Origin of the sequence: Neobacillus canaveralius, from assembly GCF_047237705.1 — a bacterium.
In the GTDB taxonomy this organism is placed as follows: Bacteria; Bacillota; Bacilli; order Bacillales; family Cytobacillaceae; genus Neobacillus; species Neobacillus niacini_K.
The window spans coordinates 2,845,458-2,870,378 of the sequence record NZ_JBDFLL010000001.1 but is presented as its reverse complement, the minus strand read 5'-3'; the positions used below and the strand labels follow the sequence as shown (position 1 = coordinate 2,870,378).

23 protein-coding genes and 1 other annotated feature are annotated in these 24,921 nt (G+C 37.7%); of the genes, 4 read left to right on the top strand and 19 right to left on the bottom strand.

All coding sequences use genetic code 11. From position 1 onward, the window contains the following. Positions 1-25 precede the first annotated feature (25 nt). Positions 26-2,236, bottom strand: a complete 2,211-nt coding sequence (locus ABC255_RS14475; RefSeq protein ID WP_412994483.1) for a vWA domain-containing protein — start codon at positions 2,234-2,236, stop codon at positions 26-28. A gap of 647 nt (positions 2,237-2,883) precedes the next feature. Further along, on the bottom strand, positions 2,884-3,636 hold the full coding sequence (locus ABC255_RS14470) for a hypothetical protein (RefSeq protein ID WP_412994481.1): 753 nt from the start codon (positions 3,634-3,636) through the stop codon (positions 2,884-2,886). A gap of 183 nt (positions 3,637-3,819) precedes the next feature. On the opposite strand from ABC255_RS14470, the gene ABC255_RS14465 reads away from it, so the two are divergent. Further along, positions 3,820-4,056, top strand: coding sequence for a hypothetical protein (locus tag ABC255_RS14465; protein ID WP_412994480.1), 237 nt, complete (start codon positions 3,820-3,822; stop codon positions 4,054-4,056). Between the two features lie 343 nt (positions 4,057-4,399). On the opposite strand, the gene ABC255_RS14460 is transcribed toward ABC255_RS14465, so the two are convergent. The 6 genes from ABC255_RS14460 to ABC255_RS14435 all read right to left on the bottom strand — a co-directional run bounded on the left by ABC255_RS14460 (position 4,400) and on the right by ABC255_RS14435 (position 11,850). Continuing rightward, entirely contained in the window at positions 4,400-5,191 is a 792-nt protein-coding gene (locus ABC255_RS14460; protein WP_412994478.1) for a hypothetical protein, read from the bottom strand. A gap of 185 nt (positions 5,192-5,376) precedes the next feature. Beyond that, a complete protein-coding gene (locus tag ABC255_RS14455; RefSeq protein ID WP_412994476.1) occupies positions 5,377-5,781 on the bottom strand; it encodes a polysaccharide biosynthesis C-terminal domain-containing protein in 405 nt (134 codons plus the stop codon). A gap of 272 nt (positions 5,782-6,053) precedes the next feature. Continuing rightward, positions 6,054-7,019: an NAD-dependent epimerase/dehydratase family protein gene (locus ABC255_RS14450; RefSeq protein WP_412994474.1), complete on the bottom strand. Its 966-nt coding sequence runs from the start codon at positions 7,017-7,019 to the stop codon at positions 6,054-6,056. A gap of 261 nt (positions 7,020-7,280) precedes the next feature. Further along, complete coding sequence (locus ABC255_RS14445; protein ID WP_412994472.1) at positions 7,281-8,054, bottom strand: NADPH-dependent oxidoreductase; 774 nt, start codon at positions 8,052-8,054, stop codon at positions 7,281-7,283. An 85-nt stretch (positions 8,055-8,139) separates the two neighbouring features. Then, entirely contained in the window at positions 8,140-9,954 is a 1,815-nt protein-coding gene (locus tag ABC255_RS14440) for a LysM peptidoglycan-binding domain-containing protein (RefSeq protein WP_412994470.1), read from the bottom strand. Positions 9,955-10,143: 189 nt separating this feature from the next. Then, positions 10,144-11,850, bottom strand: coding sequence for a 2-isopropylmalate synthase (locus ABC255_RS14435; RefSeq protein WP_412994469.1), 1,707 nt, complete (start codon positions 11,848-11,850; stop codon positions 10,144-10,146). 56 nt (positions 11,851-11,906) lie between these two features. Continuing rightward, positions 11,907-12,126: a binding site (T-box leader), on the bottom strand. A gap of 223 nt (positions 12,127-12,349) precedes the next feature. Here ABC255_RS14435 and ABC255_RS14430 point away from each other — a divergent pair. Beyond that, positions 12,350-12,703 carry a DUF1516 family protein gene (locus ABC255_RS14430; protein WP_412994467.1) on the top strand — a complete coding sequence of 118 codons (354 nt, stop codon included), beginning with the start codon at positions 12,350-12,352 and terminating at the stop codon, positions 12,701-12,703. Between the two features lie 89 nt (positions 12,704-12,792). Here the strand turns inward: ABC255_RS14430 and ABC255_RS14425 are convergent, their stop codons facing one another. From ABC255_RS14425 to ABC255_RS14385, 9 genes are all read right to left on the bottom strand, one after another. Beyond that, positions 12,793-12,930, bottom strand: coding sequence for a hypothetical protein (locus ABC255_RS14425; protein ID WP_335531498.1), 138 nt, complete (start codon positions 12,928-12,930; stop codon positions 12,793-12,795). A 110-nt stretch (positions 12,931-13,040) separates the two neighbouring features. Beyond that, positions 13,041-13,367 (bottom strand): YciI family protein, encoded by a 327-nt coding sequence (locus ABC255_RS14420; RefSeq protein WP_412994466.1) that lies wholly within the window; start codon positions 13,365-13,367, stop codon positions 13,041-13,043. 56 nt (positions 13,368-13,423) lie between these two features. Beyond that, on the bottom strand, positions 13,424-13,906 hold the full coding sequence (locus tag ABC255_RS14415) for a GNAT family N-acetyltransferase (RefSeq protein ID WP_412994465.1): 483 nt from the start codon (positions 13,904-13,906) through the stop codon (positions 13,424-13,426). A 60-nt stretch (positions 13,907-13,966) separates the two neighbouring features. Further along, positions 13,967-15,232, bottom strand: a complete 1,266-nt coding sequence (locus tag ABC255_RS14410; protein WP_412994464.1) for an MFS transporter — start codon at positions 15,230-15,232, stop codon at positions 13,967-13,969. A 241-nt stretch (positions 15,233-15,473) separates the two neighbouring features. After that, positions 15,474-16,229, bottom strand: a complete 756-nt coding sequence (locus ABC255_RS14405; RefSeq protein WP_412994462.1) for a class I SAM-dependent methyltransferase — start codon at positions 16,227-16,229, stop codon at positions 15,474-15,476. Positions 16,230-16,400: 171 nt separating this feature from the next. Beyond that, positions 16,401-17,900, bottom strand: coding sequence for a malate:quinone oxidoreductase (locus ABC255_RS14400; protein WP_412994461.1), 1,500 nt, complete (start codon positions 17,898-17,900; stop codon positions 16,401-16,403). A 267-nt stretch (positions 17,901-18,167) separates the two neighbouring features. Beyond that, the gene (gene tatA / locus ABC255_RS14395; RefSeq protein WP_335531489.1) at positions 18,168-18,359 is read right to left on the bottom strand and encodes a twin-arginine translocase TatA/TatE family subunit; all 192 of its coding nucleotides are present in this window, start codon (positions 18,357-18,359) and stop codon (positions 18,168-18,170) included. Positions 18,360-18,381: 22 nt separating this feature from the next. Beyond that, positions 18,382-20,097 (bottom strand): GMC family oxidoreductase, encoded by a 1,716-nt coding sequence (locus ABC255_RS14390; RefSeq protein ID WP_412994459.1) that lies wholly within the window; start codon positions 20,095-20,097, stop codon positions 18,382-18,384. A gap of 47 nt (positions 20,098-20,144) precedes the next feature. Continuing rightward, positions 20,145-20,900: a gluconate 2-dehydrogenase subunit 3 family protein gene (locus ABC255_RS14385; RefSeq protein ID WP_335531486.1), complete on the bottom strand. Its 756-nt coding sequence runs from the start codon at positions 20,898-20,900 to the stop codon at positions 20,145-20,147. A 110-nt stretch (positions 20,901-21,010) separates the two neighbouring features. Here ABC255_RS14385 and ABC255_RS14380 point away from each other — a divergent pair, with 110 nt between their 5' ends. Beyond that, positions 21,011-21,736: a hypothetical protein gene (locus tag ABC255_RS14380; RefSeq protein ID WP_412994457.1), complete on the top strand. Its 726-nt coding sequence runs from the start codon at positions 21,011-21,013 to the stop codon at positions 21,734-21,736. A gap of 174 nt (positions 21,737-21,910) precedes the next feature. On the opposite strand, the gene argH is transcribed toward ABC255_RS14380, so the two are convergent. After that, positions 21,911-23,434 carry an argininosuccinate lyase gene (argH, locus tag ABC255_RS14375; protein ID WP_412994456.1) on the bottom strand — a complete coding sequence of 508 codons (1,524 nt, stop codon included), beginning with the start codon at positions 23,432-23,434 and terminating at the stop codon, positions 21,911-21,913. Positions 23,435-23,776: 342 nt separating this feature from the next. On the opposite strand from argH, the gene ABC255_RS14370 reads away from it, so the two are divergent. Further along, positions 23,777-24,166 (top strand): YybH family protein, encoded by a 390-nt coding sequence (locus tag ABC255_RS14370; RefSeq protein ID WP_412994454.1) that lies wholly within the window; start codon positions 23,777-23,779, stop codon positions 24,164-24,166. Positions 24,167-24,249: 83 nt separating this feature from the next. Here ABC255_RS14370 and ABC255_RS14365 read toward each other — a convergent pair whose 3' ends face one another. Next, a complete protein-coding gene (locus ABC255_RS14365; RefSeq protein ID WP_412994453.1) occupies positions 24,250-24,813 on the bottom strand; it encodes a class I SAM-dependent methyltransferase in 564 nt (187 codons plus the stop codon). Positions 24,814-24,921 lie beyond the last annotated feature (108 nt).

The following is a 24,921-nucleotide window of genomic DNA, read 5'->3' as shown; positions in this document are numbered from 1 at the left end:
CTAGTTACCACCTCTTTAAGTACTTTTAATGGGATTTAAATATATAAACTGAATAGTCGTTATTTCTCTCAATTTGTATCTCATCGTTATGATAAATTTGTAAGTCTGCCTTTTTACTTCTTCCCTCAAGCTTTTCATGTCTCACAATAAGGTTAGGGTCCTGTGATTCTTTCACAAGCCAAACACGGTCCTTTTTTCGATCAGCCTTAAATGTTAATTCGCCAATACTCTTTTTTTCCGCCAGATATGGGACAAGCCATCTGTTGAACCAATTTGTATGGAAGTTTTCTGTCATCCCGCGCGCATCTCGGAGTCTCTCTCTTTTCCTGCTTTGCTTGTATTCTAGTGAAATATGGTTTTTGTCAAACCTTGGTTTTATGATGATTCCAAAGATATACACAAGGATGGCAAGCCAGATTAACGCTTTTACAGCAACACTCCCATATTTCTTAAGGAGTGAGATATCTTCAATCGTTAGGGTAAACGTCTCTTCCACGATTTCATTAGGGTACTGACCGGTAAGGGTAACATGAAGGGGTACGTCACCTACCGAAGTTCGGAATATCGGTGATAAACTCTTAGGGTAAATAAGAATTTGATTCCCTTTTTGTTCTTTTTCAATTTTTATATGGCTGGGGGTTTCTATTTTTAGTTGCTTGAAGACCTTTTTAAGCTCCTCCGAAGTCATTTCCTCCCCATTGACCATTGGAGTAATCACAAAGGGATCTGCTTCAGTTAACTTATCTAACGATGCACTCCAGGTATCAGTATTTGCCACTAGGCTCAACTTTCGCGTTGGGTTAATTTGAATGCTTGATTCCTTTACTTTTTGATAGAATCCCTTAATATTGACTTTTACATTGACAGGAATTTTATCCTTTTGAGGTAACGTGAAATCTCCGATGAATTTATTAACCTTAGAATCATATTTAAGAGGAAGCCTCGCCCCGTCAATTTCAGCTTCTACTTCAAACAAACTTTTTACGTCAATATCACGTAAATCGATTTCTTCTTCATTACTTTCACTCTTCAATAGTGTGGTTTCTAGCACCATCTTACTGCCTGTAAAGAAAACTTCAGGATTCTCATCACCAGTGGCTTTTTTTAAATTAACTCTAAAATCAATCGCCGGTTCTGCTAAAATCTTAATAGACTTTTGTTGTTCTTCAGATAGTCGCTTTTCAAAAACAATTTTATATGTCCCTCTGTCAATCACGCCATCACCATTCACATTTTTAAAATGCGTGAATGTTCCTTGAATGGGCGGATGTAATTTTGCTGGGTCATCGGGTGTAAATACTTTGTATGGACCCTCCATTCCTTGTTCAATGCGTTGGTTGTTTATATAAAATTCCTTAAAGGAAGCATTCTCTTCAGCGGATTGTTCAATGAGAGTAATTCTCCGTAATGGAAATGGAGACTCCAGGACTAATTGATTGCCGTCCCAAACAGGATGTAAATCAAACTGGTCCTGTTCACTCGGATCACGATTGGTCATGAGAGCTGCAACCTCGTTAATGCGTTGAATGATATCTTGCTCTCCATTGCTCACTAACACATTTCCAGCTGAACTTTCGGTCCATTGCCGTTTAAAATCGGCCATAATCTCTAGCTCTGCTGTGCTCAAATAGGACTCAATGGGAATCAAGGTACTGTGAAAACTAGCACCATTTTGGTCCATTTTCTCCTTTAATTCCCTCAAACTAGTAAAAAGGGCATTCTTGTTTTCTTCAATTTGTGCAGCTGAAAGCTTTTGTTCAAGATGGTTAAGTTCATTAAAAATCCCATCGGTAAGAACGATTAACCAGAAATCAGAGTTTTTATTGCTATCCACAGCTTTATTCAATTCCTTTATCGCTGTATATAAAGATTCTAGTGGAGTATTTCTTTTCCCAGTCCAGGTTCGAATTTGATCAATTTCATGTTGTCGAAGTCTTTCATCTAATTCAATTGGCTCCGGCACGGTGGGTGAGCTCATATAAACAACCCTTAACTGATCTTGTTTTTCTAAAAGAGAAACAAAGCTTTGAAGAGCGTAATTTGCATACTTCCAATTATCAATCGGAACATTTCCAGACTGTTCCCACATACTGCCCGAATCATCATATACAAGAGCAACAATTTTATTTTTAGGAATAGTGGAATGAGTTTTCGCTTCCGCCGCTGAAGCGAAAATGCTAAAGGAAAAAATAACCAGGACGTGCATGATAACAAGATGTTTATACTTAGCTATCATTCATTTAACTCCTTTCACGAACGAGCGAACACCTTAAAAACCCTTTTCGAATAATTACTCCTATCCTATTCAAAACATATATAACGCATGACCCAATTGTAAAAGTTTAGCTAAAAACCTGTACATAACATGGGGTCTCTACTAAAAATCTAGCCTCGAGATTAACAAATCGCTAACGCGGTTTTTATTCACAAACATTTCAGGTTTATTAACTTGGGGCTTTTCTAGGTCGCCTGATTGTGCCAATCAAAAAGGGCAAACTACTTCTTCATTTTCTTAAAATTCATATTGAAACTCTTCCACTAAATAAATTCATAGTCCGAAGACTAGCTGCATTTTGACCAGGTGACGCAGGAACCACGCTTTGTAGTACAAACATAACTAAAAGCAACAAGATAACTGGATTTTTCAGGGGGATGAGGACAAAACTCAAAAGGCTACCAAAACTTTTCCTTTATAAAGTCTATGAGGGATAAATCCTTGAAGGGTCCTTCATAATGGGGATGAAGGACAAATCCTTTAAGGCTACTGAAAGATTTGTCTTTCAAAGGGTATTAAGGACAAATCAAAATTACTATAAAAAGAATTTTCTTTAATCACTGGCGTTATATTAATCATTGGATTTTTATTAAGCTTCTCAGCCATTTTTATGACAAATACTTTTTTGGATTGAATTCTTGTGTATCCTTATCACACTCCTTCACAAACGGACATAGATTGCATTCATGAACATTGCTCGTCTTAAAGTAACTAGAAGGATCCTCAATGGAATACTTCATGACTTGTAGATAGTTAAGACCTTCCTGTAAATCTTCAGGGGTCTGTGTGTAGACATGCTTCTTTCCGTCGAGCAGTGTAATGACTTCTACTCTCTTCGGAGTTCTTTTAAATACCTTTTCAGAAAAAACAATCGTCAGATGATAGTAAAGCGTTAACATTTCTGGTGTTGCGTCAACTAAGTACTTCTTTATCACAAAAGAGGAATCAGACCACTCGGCAACATCAAATGTTAAGGATAAATCCACATCCAGCTCTTCAATATATGTATTTAGTTTTTCAAACAAAAACAAAGGTAGAGATTCCTTTGATTCGGCCTGTATATGTTGAATTAGATTATCTGTGATTTTGGCAATTACTAAATAGTATTGAATCCTTGATTCAAATAGGTGTGGAGCTACAATACTCCAATATTCATCAACAAGTCTTAGCACTTTTCCTGAGTTTCGGTGTTCAGCAGGGAGCTTATAAAAAGAATAAACTACCTTATTTACCACTTGTTGCACGACCTGTCTCCAGTTGATGGAATGCTTTCTCTTTTCGTAGTAATCAAGATAAAATTTGTAAGGACATGTGATGAAGTCCTTTAAGTTATCCTCTGTGATAGCCTGTATTTGATTCATGGACAAACCTCCCCCTAAATGTATTTGTTCAACGTAGTTATTTCGATAATAATTGATAATGATTATCAATGTCAATCGTATTTTCTAATTTAGGACCTAAATTATTTGAATAGTTAAATTGTTGTCAAGAATCTTGTTCTGCTACATATATTTTTGGCAGATGATAATAAAGGAGGACATTTAATGATGACAACTGAGAGTATACGTTTACGAAAAATTCAAAGGCTTGCTCATGAAATTATGGATGAGGTAAATCTTAGAAATGTGCAAATGCCGCCAGAACTCCTGACAATGGTAATCGATAACCTATCACGTGCCGTTGGTGATTTAACCGATCCTTCAGGAAACTTCTCTTTGAGTTATCTAGAAGAAAAAGTCGGTAATGCCCACTCCCTTCTCGTCAAAAAGAGACAATGTTAATTAGGAGGAAAAAAATCTAGAAACCAAATTTACAGAATAATAACCGTCCCACTATCAGGTCTGCTTAGGACCAATATAGTGGGTTTTCTTTTATAAAAATATTAAAACAAAGCAAAAGGAACTACATAAAGAGGTCTACATTAAGTCCAAGCAAAATATTACATAAATATATGAATAGATAGTCCTCCCTTCTTTACGTATGGAGGACTGTTCCATGCTAGTAATAAAAAACCTATGGAAAACAAATTTCCATAGGCATACAAATTCTATTCTACTTTTTTAAACTTTGTTTTCTACAAATATTTTATGGTTGGTCCCGCTTGCTTAATCCTAATATACTTGTCTACTCTTTTCTTTTGGAGGGAATCATACTTCTTATAAAAGTCCTTGCACGATCATTCATTATTCGATTTACTGGATGTAACAAATAACATTCCTCATTATTTTTAACAGCATTTATAAGTTCTCGTCTCGTATATTTTGGTCTGTCACGCATCCATTTACCAACATTAGCAGGATAAGGTTTTGATTTTACCCCTAGAGATTTTGCTAAAGTTGCAAATAACATTTCTTCTAAAGCCAATACATCATCTTCAGTTTGTTTCATAATCCTTTTCATCTCTGATAATTTGTTAAAGGAAAGTATTTGCTTAACAAACTTTCGACTAAAAACTTGTGAACCAAAACAACCATAAAAATGATCCATATCAAAAATTGGCTGCCATAAATGCCAAATCTTTTTCATTGTTTTCCCGGGATACCATTGATCTGTTGCCATTCCATAATGTGCAGCCATATAATCAAACTCGTTCATTTCCGAGATAATAAATTCCTCAAATCCCTTTTTTGCAAAAAGAGAATCTGAATCTAAATTGATTAAGTAGTCATATTCATAACCCGTATTTTCAAGCCATTCCATGATATTTAAAAAGAACCAGCCATATGTCCTTCCATATTTCATTGGATGTGACGTTGGGCAAATAGGATAACCAAGTCCATTACATAAATGATCGTCATTCCCACTTTGAAAAAAGACAATAGTAGAGTTTGGACAAAAGTAACGAATGTTCTTTATTTGATCTTGAATTACATCCCTATTTTCATGAACAAGGATCGCAAAGCAAATTTTCTTCATATTTTTATCACATTCCCTATTTCCATATTTTCCAAGGTGCTTTGTTCGACTTCCAAAGCTCCTCCAAATACTACTTATCACGCATTGTATCCATAAGCTGCCAAAAACCTGAGTACCTTCAGCTAACGTAATTTTTCCGAACACCGGATAGTGTCTAAAAACCTTAACAATCTAATCTATATTTATTAAATGATTATCATTGGGAATGTATCAGTATCATCTTTATTGTATTCTTTTGAGGAAATAGCAAGCATAATAAACGGTTCCTCTTCTTCATTTTTAAAGGCATGCACTACGTAAGGTGGAACTTTGAGAATAACATTATTATTTGCTGACATGATGATTTCTTCAAAAGCACCTGTATCCAAATTCCTTAATGCCACTCTCGCTTTACCGCTAATTACAGAAAAATATTCTAATGTTTCTTTATGATAGTGATTTCCCCTAACACTTCCCTGATTAGAAAATAGAACGTAAATCTCTTCGATTTTTTCATCTTCTTTAAGTTTACTTTTCATTAACAACTTCTTAAGGCTTCCGCGTTTATCCCCATAAGTTTGAAAGTGAATCAATTCATACCAATTCTCCATATTACCATCCCTTTATTTATTGTAAATTTTAAGCATGACCAACTCAGATATATTGGATACCCAGCTGCTTCATAGGTTGACTTACCTTACACCCTACGAGCATCAACTAATGATGGTTTTTTCATTGATTACTTGAATTCTTGAGGAGAGATTTTAATATAATCTGGCCACGGAGTAACAATTATTACAGCCAGAGCATCTTTAAGAGCAATTTTGAAATCAACAGAGTAATAGAGGGAATCATTTTGAGGAATAAGTTTCACTATCATGTGTCATCTCGTCGTTCCTATGAACTTATGTTTATTCTCCTTATACCATGTTACTGTTTTGGCAATCCCCTCTTTTAGACTTATCTTTGGCTCCCACTTTAAATGATTTTTAATCTTTGAAATATCCGGTTGTTGTCTCCAAACTTCATTTTCTCTATAGGGTAATGCCCCATAATTTGGTAGTTTAACTGATTGCATTTCATTATTAATCATATCCACGTAAAATTTAAGTTTGTGAATTTCACCACTTGCAATATTATAAATCTCATTTTTGGCGGCATTGTTTTGAGCGGCTAAAACAAATCCGTCAATCACATTTTCAATATAACAATAATCCCTAAATTGTTCACAAGGGGTCAAGTTCACTTGCTTATCCTCTATCATGGATAAAATAATATAGGGAAAGAACTTGTGTGAGCCTTCTTTTTCTCCAAAAACTCCAAAAGATCTTATTGTAACTAAATCAATATCATAGTTTCCTGCCATTTGGTGGGCAATGATGGAGGCTGATGCTTTTGTACTCCCATAAATACTATCTGGCTCTAAAAAAGAGTCCTCTTTAATGAGTTCCTGTTTATTTCCATACTCCATACTCGTTCCAACATTAATAAATTTTTTACAGCCAATACTTTTCAGGGAATGGATCAGATTCATAGTTCCATTAATATTGGCACCTGCAGCCACAAAAAAATCATTTTGTCTTCCATCTACGCCATATGCACCACAATGGAAAATAAAGTCTGGTTTTATTTGCATTACGTTTTTTTTGACCAACTCCAAATTCCTTAAATCTGTTCTATAGAGGTCTAAATTCTTTTTTACTTCATCCAGTCTCCATAAGTCAGAGGAATCCCTAACAAATACAGATACTTGCGCTTCTTCTTTTACCATTCTTTCAACCATATGAGAGCCTACGAAACCATTTGCCCCTGTTATTAAAACCCTTTGATTCTTAAAATTTGTTTCCATCTTAACCTCCATACATAGGCATGTTGTATGTCCAAGACATAGAATCCCTGTAAGCCCTCTTCTATTCATTATCCTAAAGCTACGAAGATTTTAATAGGAATGTAGCCTTATCCCCTAGACATGCATTATATGTTTATGCAAGAGAAAATTATATGACAATACTAAATTACTAATTTATGGAAAAAGCGTGCGATTTTATGTAGTCAATATTAAAAAGCCTATGGAGTTCAATACATTCCATAGGCACATTCTTTACTTTACTTATTTTTCACGTTTTGAAAAACCTTGTTGTTCAAGCATTTTTCCTACGTCTTTATAACCGTTATTTACATAAAACGGATCTTTATAAAAATTTGCCATTCTTTGTGTCCAGGTAGAACCTCCGCTTTGTCTTCCCCTCGTTGCTTCAAGATGAATTTGATTAAACTGTTGGATTTCTTCGTGAATATTCTCTTTGTATTGTTCTTCATGAAAGATGGCTTCCTTTGGTAATCGCGGTACCAAATCTGGAATTTCACTAGAATAACCAATACATAACCCTGAAACTGGAATGACATACTCAGGCAAATTCAGCAGATCAATATATTCTAGTGGACTTCTCCGTATTCCGCCAATTGGCACTGTCCCTAACCCGAGCGATTCTGCAGCAGTAATCGCATTTCCTAGCGCAATACCAACGTCTACCGATCCAACCAATAATAAATCAGGATTGACTGCAGACCGGAACTCGATTCCTTCCATTTCACAAGCCACCTTGATACGGTGGAAATCTGCGCAAAACACAAGAAAAATGGGTGCTTCAATTATATGTTTTTGGTTTCCTGCAAGCTCCGCCATTTTCTTTATTCGCTCAGGATCTTGAATGGAAATGATGGTAACGTGTTGACCGTTGACCCAGGAAGGTGCAGCTTGGGTAGAACGAATAATTGTATCCAAATCTTCATTTGAAACTGGTTGATTAGTGTATTTCCTGATTGAACGATGTGCCATCATGGTTTCAACTACTTGGTTCATTTGTTGTTCCTCTTTTTTCATATGTAATCATCCTTATACTAAATTTAATATACATTCTACCCTATCAAAAAAGTTGCTCTATAGGAAGAGCAACTCGTTTTGGGGATCACTGAAATGTAAGTGAAGTGCTCATTTCAATAATGTGGTTCTGGTCGGCCCAGAGGATAAAGTAATGATATTCTGTACCTCCTATTACAACAGGATTCGGATACCGCACAATCAATGCTGCTTGTTTTCTCATTTCGGCTGGTTGGTCTTGAGACGGGAAAATCAAGCAAGCTGGTTGATTTCCAATACGAGTGTGTTGGATGCGGGGCTGAGTGCCGTATGGGTTTAGTTGGTGGAAGGCTTCATTTTGACAAACCACTTCAATCGATTGGTCAGAGGCTATGGCTGAAATTTGAAAAAAACCATCTTCTCCTTCGTATCTTTCATCGTTTACCCGCTGCCAATGGGATGGATATTGGAAGCGAACTTTATAGACTGAATTAGAGTATGTTTTTTTGAGAGAAGTAATCGGTAACGGTGACCATTGCAATGCCGTAATCGCTCCACCTTCTACAAGTTGGATTGGAACGGGATGAGTTAAATCCATTTGCCAGATTTCGCTGGAACTGCCTTGTTGCTTACATCCAGAAAGATAAGCAATTTTCCTGCTATCTGGTGACCAGGTCACTGGGGTGGCAAAACAATCGGATATCGCTCTCGTAACTTCAGTCATCCCTTGTCTTCCAGCTGTTCTTACCAGTGAGAAATATCCAAGGTTTTCAAACGCCGTTGCACTATATGCGAATCTTTGTGAATCAGGTGACCAGGTTGGGAAGTAATTTTTCGCTAAAGGTCCTCCTTTAACTTCTATTACGTTTCCGGTTGCAAGGTTAACACTGTAAATGATGGAGATGCTCGCACCTGGGGTCGTATATAAAGCATAGGTCCCATCAGGAGATAGACGAACATCATTAAGCCGGCCACCTGTATTTCGAGTAATTTGCACTTTACTAGTTCCATTAATTTTGACACGAAAAAGCTGGCTTACTCCCGTGGAATCGGCTTGTTGAAAAAGTAATTCGGTCCCGCTCGGAAACCATTGGGCATCTGTTGCACCAACAGCATTTAGGGTTCGGGCACGATGAGTGATCACATTGTAAAGCATCAACCCATTTGGTTTTGTATAAACGATTTCTTGGCTATTCGGAGACCAATCAAGAAAAACACCTAACCCGTCTGCAAACTGGTCAATTTGAGCTATACTATTATCAACTAAATTAAGAATGTGGAGAATTCCATTTTTTCCAACAAAGGCGATCTTTGTGCTGTCATGTGACCAAAATGGAGTCGAATAAGTTTCTGCTAAACCATTCGTAATTTGTTGGTCCACACCGTTACTAGGATTATAAATCCAAATATCATAGCTGCCACTTCGATTGGAGGTATAAGCAATTACACCCCTATCACCTGGAGGAGCGTATGGAATGGTGAGTTTCATACCTGGTGAAATAACGGTAGACGACAGGTTATTAACTTTCATAATTAACTCGAAGTTGCTTTGACTTCCAGTTATTACGTTAAAACGGTTTGCGATTTGGAATAAGGTATCTCCTGGCTGGACCACATAGTAAGGAACACCAGGTGGTACTTTCAACAACTGACCTGCTTGGATTACGTAAGGGGGCTGAAGGGCATTAGCTTGAATGATAACCGAAGCTGGAACCCCAAAGTTTTGAGAAATTTGATAAACTGTATCTCCTGGTTTCACACGAATGACATCTACACCAGGAGGAACGGAAAGCTGCTGACCTACATAAATCGAGTTGGGCGAGGCCAGATTATTCGCCGCAATCAGCGTCTCTAACGGCAGCTCCCAGCGTCTCGCAATCTGGTAAAGTGTATCCCCAGGGCGGACTGTGTAAAATAGCTGCATTAACATACCTCCAATCTATCTATTACATTTGATGGACTCACCTCATTTGCAGTTCTGCTGACTGAACAACATGGGCGAACCCTTTTGCCTACATGCTATTCACCCGCAGGATGAAAGTTTCATCTTACTGTAATAAAAAAACCAACAGCATGTAAATTCTTGCTGTTGGTTCTTTGTATAACCCAAGTTTTATCTTCTTTTATTTAGAGAAAATCCTTTTCCAATCGGTGCATTGAGTGTGGTTACCATGTTGTTAACGGAACTAAACAAAGCTTTTACAGAGGATGTCATAATATCAGGGTCAATTCCACAGCCCCAATAGACAGTACCATCCATAGCAGTAATACCCACATAGGAAACAGCGTTGGATTTGGATCCTATTTCTAAAGCGTGCTCCTTATAGACCAAATCTTTATACTCGATTTCCAATTGGGTTTGAAGAACGTTGCTGATGGCGTCAAGCCTTCCGTTTCCGACACCCGTAAATTCATGCACTTCGTTATCTATACGGATTGATACAATCGTTTCATAATGGTCGCCATGGGTAGGTCGGTAATGGTTAAACCCAAGAGGAGCACTAATATTCACATATTCTTTATTGAATATTTCATAGATCTCATTAGGCATAATTTCCTTGTGCATTTTGTCTGATTCATCTTTCACCTTATACCCGAAGTTTTCACGCATTTTTGCAGGCATATCAAGTCCATAATGTTGCTGAAGCAGATAACCAATACCACCTTTACCAGATTGGCTGTTAATACGGATAATATCACCTTCATACTCTCTTCCAATATCCTTTGGATCAATTAGAAGATAAGGAACTGTCCAATATTGACGTTCTTGATCCTCACGCCATGTCATTCCCTTAGCAATGGCATCCTGATGAGAGCCTGAGAAGGCAGTAAAGACAAGGTCGCCCCCATATGGATGTCTTTCATGAACATTCATTTTAGTCAGTTCCTCATACTTTTCTCTAATTTCACGGATATTCTCAAAATTAAGGTGAGGGTTCACCCCATGTGAATACATGTTTAAAGCAAGCGTCACGATGTCTACGTTACCTGTTCTTTCACCATTTCCAAACAGTGTACCTTCAACCCTTTGTCCTCCAGCAAGCATACCCAACTCTGCATCAGCAACCCCCGTTCCTCTGTCATTGTGCGGATGCAGTGAAAGGATTACATTGTCCCGATAATTTAGGTGATCTCCCATAAATTCTATTTGGCTCGCATAAACGTGAGGCATTGACATGGAAACAGTTGCGGGAAGATTAATAATCACCTTGTTCTCAAGCGTTGGTTGCCAAATATCCAGTACAGTATTACAAATTTCAAGCGCAAACTCCATCTCTGTACCCGTGAAGCTCTCAGGTGAATACTGGAACTGGAAGTTCCCTTGTGTCTCAGCTGCATACTTTTTAAGCAATTTTGCACCGGTTACGGCAATTTCAATTATTTCTTCATTTGACTTTTTAAATACCTGTTCCCGCTGTGCCACTGAGGTAGAATTATATAGGTGGACCACAGCTTTGTTCACACCTTCCAGCGCTTCAAAAGTCTTTTTAATAATCGCTTCTCTAGACTGTGTTAACACTTGGACGGTAACATCCTCAGGAATCAAATCCTGTTCAATCAATGTACGTAAAAACTGAAATTCTGTTTCGGATGCAGCGGGAAAGCCAACTTCGATTTCCTTGAAACCTACTTCCAACAGCAACTGAAAATATTCTAATTTCTCTTCCAGACTCATAGGAACAACTAAGGCTTGATTTCCATCTCGTAGATCCACACTACACCAGGTAGGAGCTTCCGTTATGTACTCCTTCTCTGTCCATTTCAAGCTTTTGACAGGGGGCATAAAATAACCTCTTGAATACTTTTCAACATTTCTCATTCTAATGACCACCTTTTCATTTAAGTTCAGATAAAATAAAAAAAGCCTATCATCTCATAAGAGACGATAGGCTTTGCCTTCGTGGTACCACTCTTTTTGGTCCATTTAGATACAAACGAACCCACTTTGAGACTTTGTGACGGTTGTCAGCCGTTAAGACCTACATATCAGCCTTACCACTCCTGGGCGAGTTGGGGAGTTTATTGACTGTCTTTCACCAGCCGACAGCTCTCTAAACAATAAACGATCCTTAATACTCCCTATCATTGTGTTTTTATCATTTAATTTTTTATTTTCCTTATTTTATACTAAATTCAGATACTTTCCAAGACATATTGTGTAACTTTTTCTACTTATTAATACCATTTTTTGAAAATTTGATTTTTCAACCCTTATTTATTTAAGAAAAATTTAATACTTACTTTAGATTCCTTTTATATTTTCCTATTAAAATAGGTTTATTGAAAGATCATTCATTAAATTAAAGGAGTAATATTAAATGACGCATGCACACTTAACATCCCTGGTCTTGTCACTAATTTTTCTAATCATTATTGCCATTCTTCAAAATAAAGGAAAAAATATTAAAATATGGCATAGGGTTTTACGAGCTACATACATTCTTATTATCGTAACGGGTGGTATGCTCTTCTTTGCTGCATATTCCATTCCAGTAACGTACTATTTGAAAGCAATTCTCGGTATCATCATGATTGGTTTATTTGAAATGGTAATTGTCCGTAAACAAAAAGGAAAGAAAACAGACATCATATGGATTGCATTCTCTCTCGTTCTTGTTAGCCTATTTGCTCTAGGATTTACACTCCCAATGGGATTTGATTTATTGAAATAAAAATGAGTGTTTCACTGGTGCCTGCCACCGATGAAACACTCTTTTTTTATTTAAGGCAAGTTTATATTTGGGGCACACACTCTTGAAGGTTACTTCATTTTAATAGGAGTTACCACGGAAAATAAACTTTGGGCTGGATCTGTTACATTGATTTCAATAATTTTAAATCCAGTTCCGTTAGTAGTAGTTTCATTTTTGCTTGTTTTAATTATTGGATTAATATTCATCGTTCTTTCTTCCTTCCTAAGAAAATACTCACAGAAGCTACTATATGCAGGAAGGAAGAAAAGGTGCACATTAATTTTACGTGTGCCGTTTTCTAAGTTTAAACGTGAATTTACAACTTTATTATGGCTTTCATCGGATAAAATTCCGTTGTCATTAATCGTGCAATCACTGCGGGATCTTCTTCGATAAGTTTTGGTACTTGTTCCTCATTCTCGACTTCAATAATTGCCAGTCCGTGTGGGGCTGCAGGATTTAGAACAGGTCCGAAAACCAGAGCAATCCCCTGATTCTGCTTGTCCGTCCAATAGGCTATGTGTTGTAGCATAATATTCCTTTCTTCTTCAGTCATGTTCTGATGAAAAGTTACTCTTGGTGGAGTAGACTTTAGCATGAAGTGTATTTGACTCGGATTATTGCTAGAGATATTGTTCGACATTGCAACTTCTCCTTCAGTATGAATTTGTATTTTCCATAACACATTTGCTGGACCGATTATGCCATAAATTCCTTCTGAATATATAGACCGGTGCTTTTTTCATAAATCTTGATATGACCGCCACTTGGTCCATATGCAATCCCGTTATGATTCCATCTGTATTTTTCATAATAATTTTCTAGATCCGTTGTCAAATAAAGCTTCTTATACCCTTTTTTGGCTGCCTCACTCAAACCGTGTTCCAGAAGCTTCTCACCGATTTCTTGCCCCCGATATTCTCTATCAACAAATAAGCATGCAAACCATGGACATAGATCTTGACGGCTATTAATATCATTTCTCAAGATGGCATACGTACCAATAATAATACCATTTTCAATGGCGACATAGAATCTTGGAAGGTCTTCTGAAGTTTCTGCAGAATGAAGAATACAATTCTCGTAAAACTTATAATTATCTTCAGTTCCCCAGACCTTCCAAAATACCTTAATACCTTCCTCCAAATATTCATTCCCCTTTTGAAGCTCAACAATTTTCATAAATATCTCCCCCTCGTACCTATCTTTCTATTGGGAAATAACGGATTATGTCATTCAGTATTAAGCATTTAATACTATTTTTTCTTCAGTTTTTTCCTCTTTTATCATCATAGCTCCTAACACTCCCATCAAAGAAAACAGAACAGGAATGATGAACCCATAATGATATCCAATATTGATAGAATCTTGAGGAAATAAATCTAGTACCTTTCCAAAGACAATCGGTAACAAAACGGCGCTTATAAATCCACCCATATTGGAGAATCCTGTCACAACCCCGACTTCTTCTATAGGAAAGGATTTCCGGACCACTGCAAATGTCAAAGCACTTGCACCATTTCCAAAACCTACAAGAAAAAACAGAACAACTACTAATATAAATGAAGGATTCACACCTAATAAAAACAATCCTCCCCAACTAAAAAAGGTAATGATGTGAACAAAGGTATAAAGTTTTTTCATAGATCCTAGTCTGCTTGTAATCCAGCTAATTAAAGGGCCACCAAGAATGGCTCCAAAAAGACCATACATCATTAGCTGGCTGGCTCCTGAACGGGATAACTCGAGTACATGGATTCCGTACGGTACTCCCCATGAACCGATAAATCCGACATACGCCCCAACCAACCCAAAGTGACATAGAAACGTTGCCCAGGCCTGCCGTGCAGAAATGGTTCGGCGGAGAATCTTCCAAACACTTTCTCGATTTTTGTTCCTTTTCTTTTTTATATCGGTATCATTTGTAAAGATTCTTTTAGGTTTCAAAACAAGCACAGTATATAAGAAATAAGATAATAATATTAAAATGATACCTATCGTTAGGAAAGGTGTTCGCCAACCTGTGAATGAAATCCACACCGAAAAGGGAACAGTTGCCATTAATGAGCCTACGCTCGAAACAAGAGAAACCAGACCTAACAATTTTAAAAATTCATTTGCTTTAAACCACTGGCTTAAAATGATAACCAGGTTGACAAAGATCATTGAATCTCCCATACCAACCAAAAATCGAGAGAATATTAAAACATATTCATTTGGCGAGAAATTATAAATTATACAGCCTATTCCAGTGAGAATAGTACCCAAAATAAGAAAGCGATTGGGACCATACCTGTCCGATAATAAACCTACCGGAATTTGAAGTCCTGCATATGCAAAAAATTGAAAACTACTCATAAGACCTATAACAGCAGCTGAAAAATGAAAATCCTTCATTAACTGATCCGTAATAAGTCCTGGAGCAGTTCTTTGGCTTATTATGATAAAGTAAGCCAATAAGACAGTACTAAAAACGACCCATCTGTAGCTGCTTTCCTGTTTGTTCATATTGAATATCCTCTTCACTTTGAATTTTTGTGAAACCAAGGAAAATTTCTCCCTATTTGGCTGATAATAATATTATAAACTAAACAGTATTATACTAGTGAAATTCTCTCTATACTTCAAGTCTTTATTAGAAAAGCATAATATTTCTCTTTCCCGATCCTCCATTCAATAAGAAAGCAGAGTAAATTCATCAAGGAATTACTCTGCTACACTATTTTTTATGGGTTGATAATAGTTAACCTTACACTTTTCCTAGATAACTTCGGGTAAAGTTCGGCATGACGATTTTTCCATTATGGCTGTATTTTTCAAATAGGATTGTAATGGCTTCAACAAAATGTTGATATTCATCGTCTGACTCTTCTAGTGAATAGGATGCTGAAAGGTTCCTGCCCAAGAATCCTTCAAAACCCATGACTAAATCATTAGGAAACCTTTTAAGTTCGTATTGTCCATCTCGATAAAATTGATTAAACACTTCCTCACCCTCACCGATTCCACCGCTAAATCCATAAAAGTTCGGACAATATTTTTTAAATATCTCAACATTTTCCTTAATGAGAGGGCTTTTGAAATCTCTACTATTCCAAACTAGGGCAACCTTTCCCTCCTGCTTCAAAATCCGGTTACATTCTAATTTGAACTTTTCTTGGTCAAACCAATGAAAAGCCTGAGCTGCTATAACTAGGTCCACACTATCGTCCGGTAATGTAGTTTCTTCAGCTGAGCCTTTAATCGAAGTAAATTGTTCGAACCGTTGCAATTCTTGTTCAGCTTTCGTTCTCATATCATTATTGGGTTCCACCGCTAAAACGCTGACATTTCTCTCCAATAGCTGACGAGTTAGAATCCCTGTTCCTGAACCGATATCCGCTACTCTGCTAGTCTCATTCAAAGAATTTACTGAGAGTAAATAATCAATATACTCATTTGGGTAACTAGGACGAGACCTTGAATACACATTGGCCTTCCCACTGAATTTATCGGTTGGTTTCATAAACTCCCTCCCGTATCAATATCGTTTCTATGTTCATTTAATAAATGGAATAGAATACCCATGTACTCACAAAAATCAATAAAAAAGCAGAAAATTGACAAGTTGTGAACACACACTTGCAAACCTTCTGCCTTATGATTATGTTGTTTACTGTTTTCTGTATCTAATGACCTAATTATAAGCCAGTTCTTTATCTGTTAGACCGAGCGACTGCTCAGTCGAAGAATGAATTTGGCTTAACAAATCTGGGTTTTTCATTAGTGACACACCATAAGAAGGGATCATTTCCTTGATTTTGGGTTCCCACTCTATTGTTTGTTGCGGGAAGCATTTTTTGATTACCTGCAGCATAACGTGAACGGCAGTAGATGCACCTGGAGAAGCACCTAGTAATGCTGCGATTGAGCCATCAGAAGCAGTAATGACTTCCGTACCAAATTGCAGCGTTCCTTTTCCTGCCTCAGTATCTTTAATAACCTGCACACGTTGGCCAGCTACGACTAAATCCCAATCCTCGCTTTTAGCGCTCGGTATAAATTCACGTAACTCTTCCATGCGCTGCTCTTTTGATAACAACACTTGCTGGATTAGGTATTTGGTCAAAGGCATTTCTTTTGCGCCAGCTGCTAACATAGTTAACACATTATTCGGCTTTACCGAGGTTACCAGGTCGAGCATGGAACCCGTTTTCAGGAATTTTGGTGAAAATCCGGCGAATGGTCCAAATAACAATGATTTTTTATTATCGATAAATCTTGTGTCCAGATGAGGCACAGACATTGGCGGAGCGCCAACCTTCGCTTTTCCGTATACTTTTGCATTATGCTGCTCTACAACAGCAGGATTATTACATACCATAAAGATTCCGCTTACAGGGAATCCTCCAATATTTTTCCCCTCAGGAATACCGGATTTTTGCAGTAAATGCAGGCTTCCTCCTCCGCCTCCGATGAAGACGAATTTTGCAGTATGGCGTTTAACATTACCACTAAACTGATTTTGAATTTTTACTTCCCACAAGCCATCGCTGGTACGTTTAAGATCACTAACACTATGATTGTACTTAATATCTACATTTTTATTCTCTAAATGGTTAAACAACATGCGCGTTAACGCACCAAAGTTAACGTCCGTTCCAGAGTCGATTTTTGTTGCCGCAATCGGTTCATTCCATACGCGGCCTTCCATAATAAGTGGAATCCATTCCATCAGTTTTTCCGGATCTTCCGAAAATTCCATCCCCTTGAAAAGAGGATTTTTTGTGAGCGCTTCAAATCGTTTCTTTAAAAAAGTTATATTTTGTTCCCCTTGTACCAAACTCATATGAGGCAATTGTCTGATAAATTCTTGCGGATTCTTTACCAGCCCGCTGTTTACAAGGTAAGACCAAAACTGCATGGAAACTTGAAACTGCTCATTAATACTGATCGCTTTACTAATATCAATGGATCCGTCCGATTTTTCGGTTGTGTAGTTAAGCTCGCACAGTGCTGCATGCCCTGTTCCCGCATTGTTCCATTCGTTAGAGCTTTCTTCCCCTGCGTTTTCGAGTTTCTCAAACACTTTTATTTCCCATTCCGGTACTAATTCTTTTAAAATCGTCCCTAAAGTGGCACTCATGATTCCGGCGCCAATTAATATGACGTCTGTTTTAGTTTCTCCGTTGCTCATATTTACCAACCTTTTCTTTTAAAAATTTGAAGAAAGATGTAGAAAATCGCCAAGTTAGGCGTCACAAAAACACACATCTATTCTGTATCAATTACTACCATATCAAAGTCTATTATATTATTTATAGATTAACTATATACTATTATATGATAATTATAAATTATTTAAAAGATTTAAAAAGGGAGAAATAATCAAGAGGTTTTAAGTGCACGAAAAAAAAACCTTAACCTAGCTTTTGCCAAGGTTAAGGCTGTGGTCTCCCAATAATTATGGCTGCTGTTTTTTACTACTATCGAGAACTTCCTCATCTTCATCAATGATGGAAGTGGCAGTTCGTCTGAATTCGGATAATGTCTTTCCAAACGCAGACCCAATTTCCGGAAGCTTTTTAGGACCAAAAATGATTAAAGCGATGATTAATATGAGTATTAACCCTGGGATGCCTATATTCGAAAGCATATGTTCCTCCTCTTCGCATGTTTTAAGCTAATATGCCACCTTTTTGTCTATAGGATAAAATCCCTTCAGCTGCTCGATAAGCGAATGCCCCGACCGTACCGGTTGGATTATAGCCGCCATTATGGGCGAACGCTGTAGCGCCAACGACAAATATATTATCAGCATCCCACATTTGCATATAATTATTGACGGCAGAAGTACTCGGATCTGCTCCCATGATGATACCGCCTGTGTTATGGGTGGATTGATAGGTGGTAATATCATAAGGCCCAAGTTCCTCCATCGTTTCGATAAGATTAGCACCCATTTCTTTCATGATTTCTTTGCATCGATCCGTTAAAAATTTGGCTAGCTGGCGGTCCTGCTCTTCAAAATCATAGGTAATCCGAATTAACGGATCGCCAAATTCATCCTTGTATGTCGGATCAAGGTCAAGGTAATGATGTTTAAACGGCATACTTGCTCCTTGTCCGCCAACGGATAAAACCCGATTTGCATATTTGATCGAATTCGCTTTAAACTCTTTCCCCCATGTCGGAGTTCCTTTTGGAACTTTGTTATTTGAAATCGGCCGTAACCCGGTTTGAGAAATGGCAATCGAGCCTCCATGAATAAAATTAAGATTGGTATGGTCGAAATTGTCTCCATTAAAATCATCAACCACCATGCCGAGAGAACCTGCGCCAGCATAGGTATTAAATTCTTCCTTTTCAAAAAAGCCTGTCGCATTTCCTTTTTGGACTTGGTAGGCGTAATTTTTCCCAATCACCCCAGTCCCCGAAACCGGGTCATATGGTCGGCCAATGCCCGATTGTAACAATAAACGAACATTATTAAACACATAACTTGTTAACACCACAATATCTGCAGGTTGTTCGATTTCTTCTCCTGTTGTTATATCCACATACATGACTCCAGTTGCTTTATTTCCGGATTTCAATACGCGTCTGACATTGGAATGAGTGCGAATTTCAAATTTCCCAGTCTTTTTTGCAACTGGAATAACGGTAACAACAGGATCCGCTTTTGCCCCATATTCACAGCCGAACCTCTCACAATAAGCACAATATTGACAGGCTGCACGTGCTACCCCATCCGGATTTGTGTAAGCCTCTGAAAGATTTGCAGAAGGGCGATTATAGGGATGGAGCTTTAAGTTGGTAGCCGCCTTCCTAAATTTTTCAAGTGACGGTGTTGTTTTCATCGGTGGGGTTGGATATGGACTAGATCTTTTCCCGGCAAGCGGGTTTTCTTCTCCTGAAATCCCAGCCATTTTTTCAAATTTATCGAAATAGGGCTCTAATTCATCATAGGTAATGCCCCAATCTTGAATGGTCATATCCTTTGGAATCTTGTTTTCACCATATCTTTCAATGGTTTTGCTGCGAATTTCAAAATCGTAAGGGAGGAAGCGGTAGGTTTGTCCGTTCCAATGAACACCCGAACCCCCTAATCCCTCACCTAATAGAAAGGAACCGTATTGCCGCATTGGCAGAGCGCGGATTCTTTCATTTCCTCTGAATGTTATCGTCTCATTCGAAAGATTCTGCATCAGGTCGTACCTAAGGGCATAACGAAGTTCATCATGTATCATAAAATAATCTTCTGTTTTCCGTTCTTTTCCTCTTTCCAATCCAACACAATTTAAGCCTTGTTTCGTTAACTCGGCAGCAATAATCCCACCTGCCCAGCCAACACCAACAATGACAACATCCACTTTCGGTAATTTCTTTGCCACTTCACACACCTCATTCATAATCGATTTAGTGCAAATTCTCTATAACATTAATGGCCTAGGTGATCCTTTAGACTTTTTGGAGGAATGACTGTAAATTCTTTATCAATGACTTCTGTATAAGCCATTTGACTGCCTGGGTAATTCCGCATTTTCCAGCCCTCCATGTTTCGATTTCCGCTGTACAATGGATCACTATAGGCCCCTTCTAATGTGCTGCTCCTAAGCATGTTGAAAAAGCCACTTGGAGAAAGCGTCGTAAGGTTAACCTTGTCCCCAGCAAAATCTGTTAAAATATCGTCTTGTTCCTCTTCACTTAGTTCAACAAAATTCTTTTTATACTTCGTTAAACTGTGATTTTGCAATTCTCGTAAACCGATATCGAAAATTTCACGTCTTCTAAGACGACCTTGATACCCTTGGACTTTTTCTCCTTTAAAAAAAGGCGGCTGCATATATTCCCTTGAATTAAAGCCCCAGTCCCCACTTAATTGGTGATCGATAAAATAGGCAACACCTAAATCCTTTGCACCTGGTCCATTATCATCAGCTGGAAAAATCCGCTCCGTTGCGGCCTCAACCATTTTAAATTGCTCGGGGGAAAAATACATGAGTGCCAGATTATAGTTTTCTGATGTCCCTTGGTTTTTAACATCCACTTTATTCGTTGTTTTGTCTTTAAATGGGAGTAAACTCCCTAATGCCCCGCCTACAGCCAATCCACCAACCGCAATACCAGAACTCTTGAGGAATTTGCGACGAGAAAGTGATTCCTTCTTTTCTTGTTGGTTGGAGTTATCTGCCATAAAATCCACCTCCTACAGTTTAAAGATAGATTACCCCAAAAAAATCCATTCATACGTAAAAAAAAGTTGGGCATGATAACGTTAATTCTATTTTTATGAGGTGGTAAATAATGAAAAAAAATTGGAAAAATGCAGCTATTTTTAGTACAGCCTTATTCCTCTCTGCATGCTCAGGTCAACAAAATCTACTCGATGAATCCGTTAAAGCCGAAGAAAGTCAACATGACAATCATGGAGCACATCAAACAAGCGTCTATGATAAAAGTATTTCAACAAGAAATATGAATGATGGCTTAGTCATTCCAAGTGAAAACGGAGAAAAAAGACAAACAACGGATGAACATGGGGGAACCTCTCATGGAACAGGAACAAATGTATACAGCATGATTGGGAGCTCAGGTTTGAATGATGGCGGAATTTCTTCTCATCTGGAATCGAGATTAGGTGGGGAAGGAATCAATGGGGTCAAGGTATTTGTATTAGATGACACGGTCATCCTCGCGCGGGCAACACCTGAGGTGACTTCCAATCAATACGATTCCATGCAAGAGCATGTCCTTAATGGTGTCGATGGAATGTCAAGAAAAGACCAGAACAAAAAAGATCCTGCCAATATGAACAATACAGCTGCTCAAGATGTGGATGATAACCTCGACAAGGCAAAAAGTTATATGAACAAAGTCTTTAATGGAAATGTTCAAACCCTAACAGTAACAAATCCCGAGGCAGTTGTGCTAATTGAAAAGATTAAAAACAATTTAAAAGCGGAATCCGTTCCATATGATACCGTTTCACAAGATATTATTACGCTGGTAAAAATGACACGGGAAAAATAAACAGAATGGGAAAAGTGCCAGGATAATAATTCCTGAGTTTTTAAGGTCAGCCCTAAAAAAAACAGGTGTTTCGCGGCTTTCTTGACACCGAAGAAACACTTGTTTTATCCTCATGCAACTTTTCCCGATTTACGCCCCATATCCGTAAAAAGTACAAGCAGTTTGATGGTGTTCTTATTTATTGGCTCCAGTCCATTTCATGATGATTTCCTTAACCTTTGAAGATGATGTGGTAAGGTGATTTTGTCTTCCCTTTAACCAGCTTACTAGTTCTTCCTGTTCCTGTAATCGTACTTTTATAGTTTTTTCCATTCTATTAGGGCTAGGTCCGCCCTGAAGATCACGGATTCGAACAAAATATTCAGGACTCAGGCATAGTTTTAATTCCTCTTCAGTTAAAACAGATTCCTTTCCTACAACCTTTATTGATTGCTGATTCAAAAGATATAAAGTTAATGATTCTAATGAAGTTTTCCCATTCTTCATTAATTCCTTTACCGTTGAACTTACCACATGGTGGGCCTGACGGAATGATAGTCCATCTTTTCGCACAATGGTATCTGCCAATTCAGTGACGTTTGCAAAGCTTTCTTTTGCTCTTTTCAGAAGGGTTTCTTTATTCACTTCCATCGTAAGTAACACAGATGTTAATAATTCATAAATGCCGCCGAGTCTTTCAATCGCTTTCCAGATATACGGCTGCATATCATCCTCTGTGTCAACGATGTCTCCAAATGGTGTATTATGGACCATCAGTAAAACAGTCTGGCAATCTCCTGCTACACTGGATAAAAGGGCTCTCATATGCTCGATTGATACAGGGTTCCTTTTCTGCGGCATAATGGAGCTAATTTGCACATATGGTGCGGAAAGGAGAAATGCACCATACTCCTGTGTACCCCATAATAAAAAGTCTTGCATCGATCTTCCTAAATTTAATGCTGACAACTGAACGGCAGTCGCTGTCTCCGCTATATAATCTGCACCTGCAACCGCATCCCAGGCATTATCAATCATTTCTCCAAAGCCTAGGAGGTCTTTCATACGTTCACGATTAATCGGAAATCCCGAGGTGGTTAAGGCTGCTGCTCCCATACTGCTGCGATTCACCGTTTTATAAGATGCTTGAAGTCGATAGATATCACGTGTAAGCATATCTGTCATCGCATTTAAGTAATGACTTAATGTGGTTGGCTGCGCCTGTTGGGTATGTGTATATCCAATCATCACCGTTTCTTTATGTTCGTCAGTCAATTCGATAAGGCCCTCGCGAAGTGTTAACGCCTTTTTTATCAAAAATAATAGTTTCTTCCGTAATGTCATCCGATAAATGGCAATCCCCATATCATTTCGGCTTCTTGCAATATGAAGATTTCCTGCAATATCACCTGCTTCTTCGATTAATAAATGCTCCACTTCAAAAAATAAATCCTCAAACTCACCGGTGTAGCCTCTTGTTTTCACATTATCGATATCTAAGTTGGAAACTGCTTTAGCAATTTCTTCTGCTTCTTCTTTTCCCACAAGCCCTTGTTCAACAAGCATAATTAAATGGGCATGATGAATCTCCATCATAGAGTCAATAAATTGTTTCTTAGCCTCATCATAGGCAGGTTCAAGTACCATGGATGTATATGTTTTAGAAGGAAAAGTGGTACCTTCTTTCTTAAAAATTTGATCCCGAAGTGAGCTTTTCACCTTGGTCCATCCCCTCTGTGGCTCATTATTTATATATTAAAATATGGAAAAAAAAATGACGTGTGCAGTCTACGTCATTTTCTTAAGATTTCGATGTTCTCAAATATTTCTTTCTTATAAACATATTAACGAATCCCTTTACCTACCAGGGCTTCATCTGCATACATTGGTGAAATAATATTCATTACTAAAAATTTATTCTTTGTTTAGAATCTAGTCCCAGATTACAAAAAATACAATCTTTCACCATAGTAAAACTCCTTGAATCTTTTCAAAATGTTGTTAAAAAGACAGTGACGATGTAAAATTTATCCATATGATATAGACAGGGGATGAAACATGATGGAGCACGAAATAAAAGAGTTAATCAAGCAGTGTGACAATGCAATAAAAAACGAAGATTTTGATACATTAATGGCTTACTATACAGATGATGCAGTTTTAGTTGTAAAACCTGGAATGATTGCTAAAGGAAAGGATGAAATAAAAAAAGCGTTCATTGCCATTGCAAAATACTTTAATAACAGTATCGTACCAACACAGGGTGAGATGATGATCTTAGAAGCGGGTGATACTGCATTGGTTTTATCCCATACTTTCCTTGAAGCTGATAAAGAGGATTCGGAATATTCATTGGATAGAAAGGCAACTTATGTATTTAAGAAAAATTCACAAGGCAACTGGCTGTGTGCCATTGATAACTCTTATGGCACTGAGTTAATTACAAAATGAAATTGATTACTATTTTTCTAGTGAAAATAAGAAAACGATAGGTCTCTGACTGTCGTTTTCTATTTATGTACTGAACATGCTTTTTACCGTTTTTGACAAAAAATCGATTGCCAGCCTTCTTGTTCGTTCTCTTCAAAATAGAGAACCTTCCAATCACCAAATTCTGTTAACAACTCATTAGACTTTAGTTTATATTGGTCGGATACTCCTTGTTCATCAGTGAACGGTGACTGATAGTAGGTTTCCATAAAGAAATAACCCCCATCTTTTAAAACGTCTTTTACAATTGGAAACAATGACCGATCTAAGTAATAGGACATAACAATAAAGTCAAAGGGATTACTCGGCCAATTTAAAGTTTCCAAATCGGTAAGATCTGTAACTCGAGGTTGCACTCTTAAATTATCTTTGGCTGCCTGTTCTTGGACATAGTTGATAGCAACGTCTGAAATATCTATTGCCTCGACTTGATTGTTCATTCCTGCAAGGAACAAACTGTTTCCACCAAGACCACAAGCTATATCCAAGGCAGTACCCCCTTCCTTAAAATAAGAGGCCAGCTTCTTTAATCTGGGATTGGGTTGAGGTTCCTTTAGCTGAGTGATTCGATCGAGATGTTTCAGATTCCATTTGTCTTTCGTGTTCATACGAAAACCTCCTCTATGTTTAATCTTGGGGTATCTCTTTTCCTATTTTACTAGATTTTAACATAATTCTACTTAATTCTACGTATAATTCAAACTATTTTTATAATA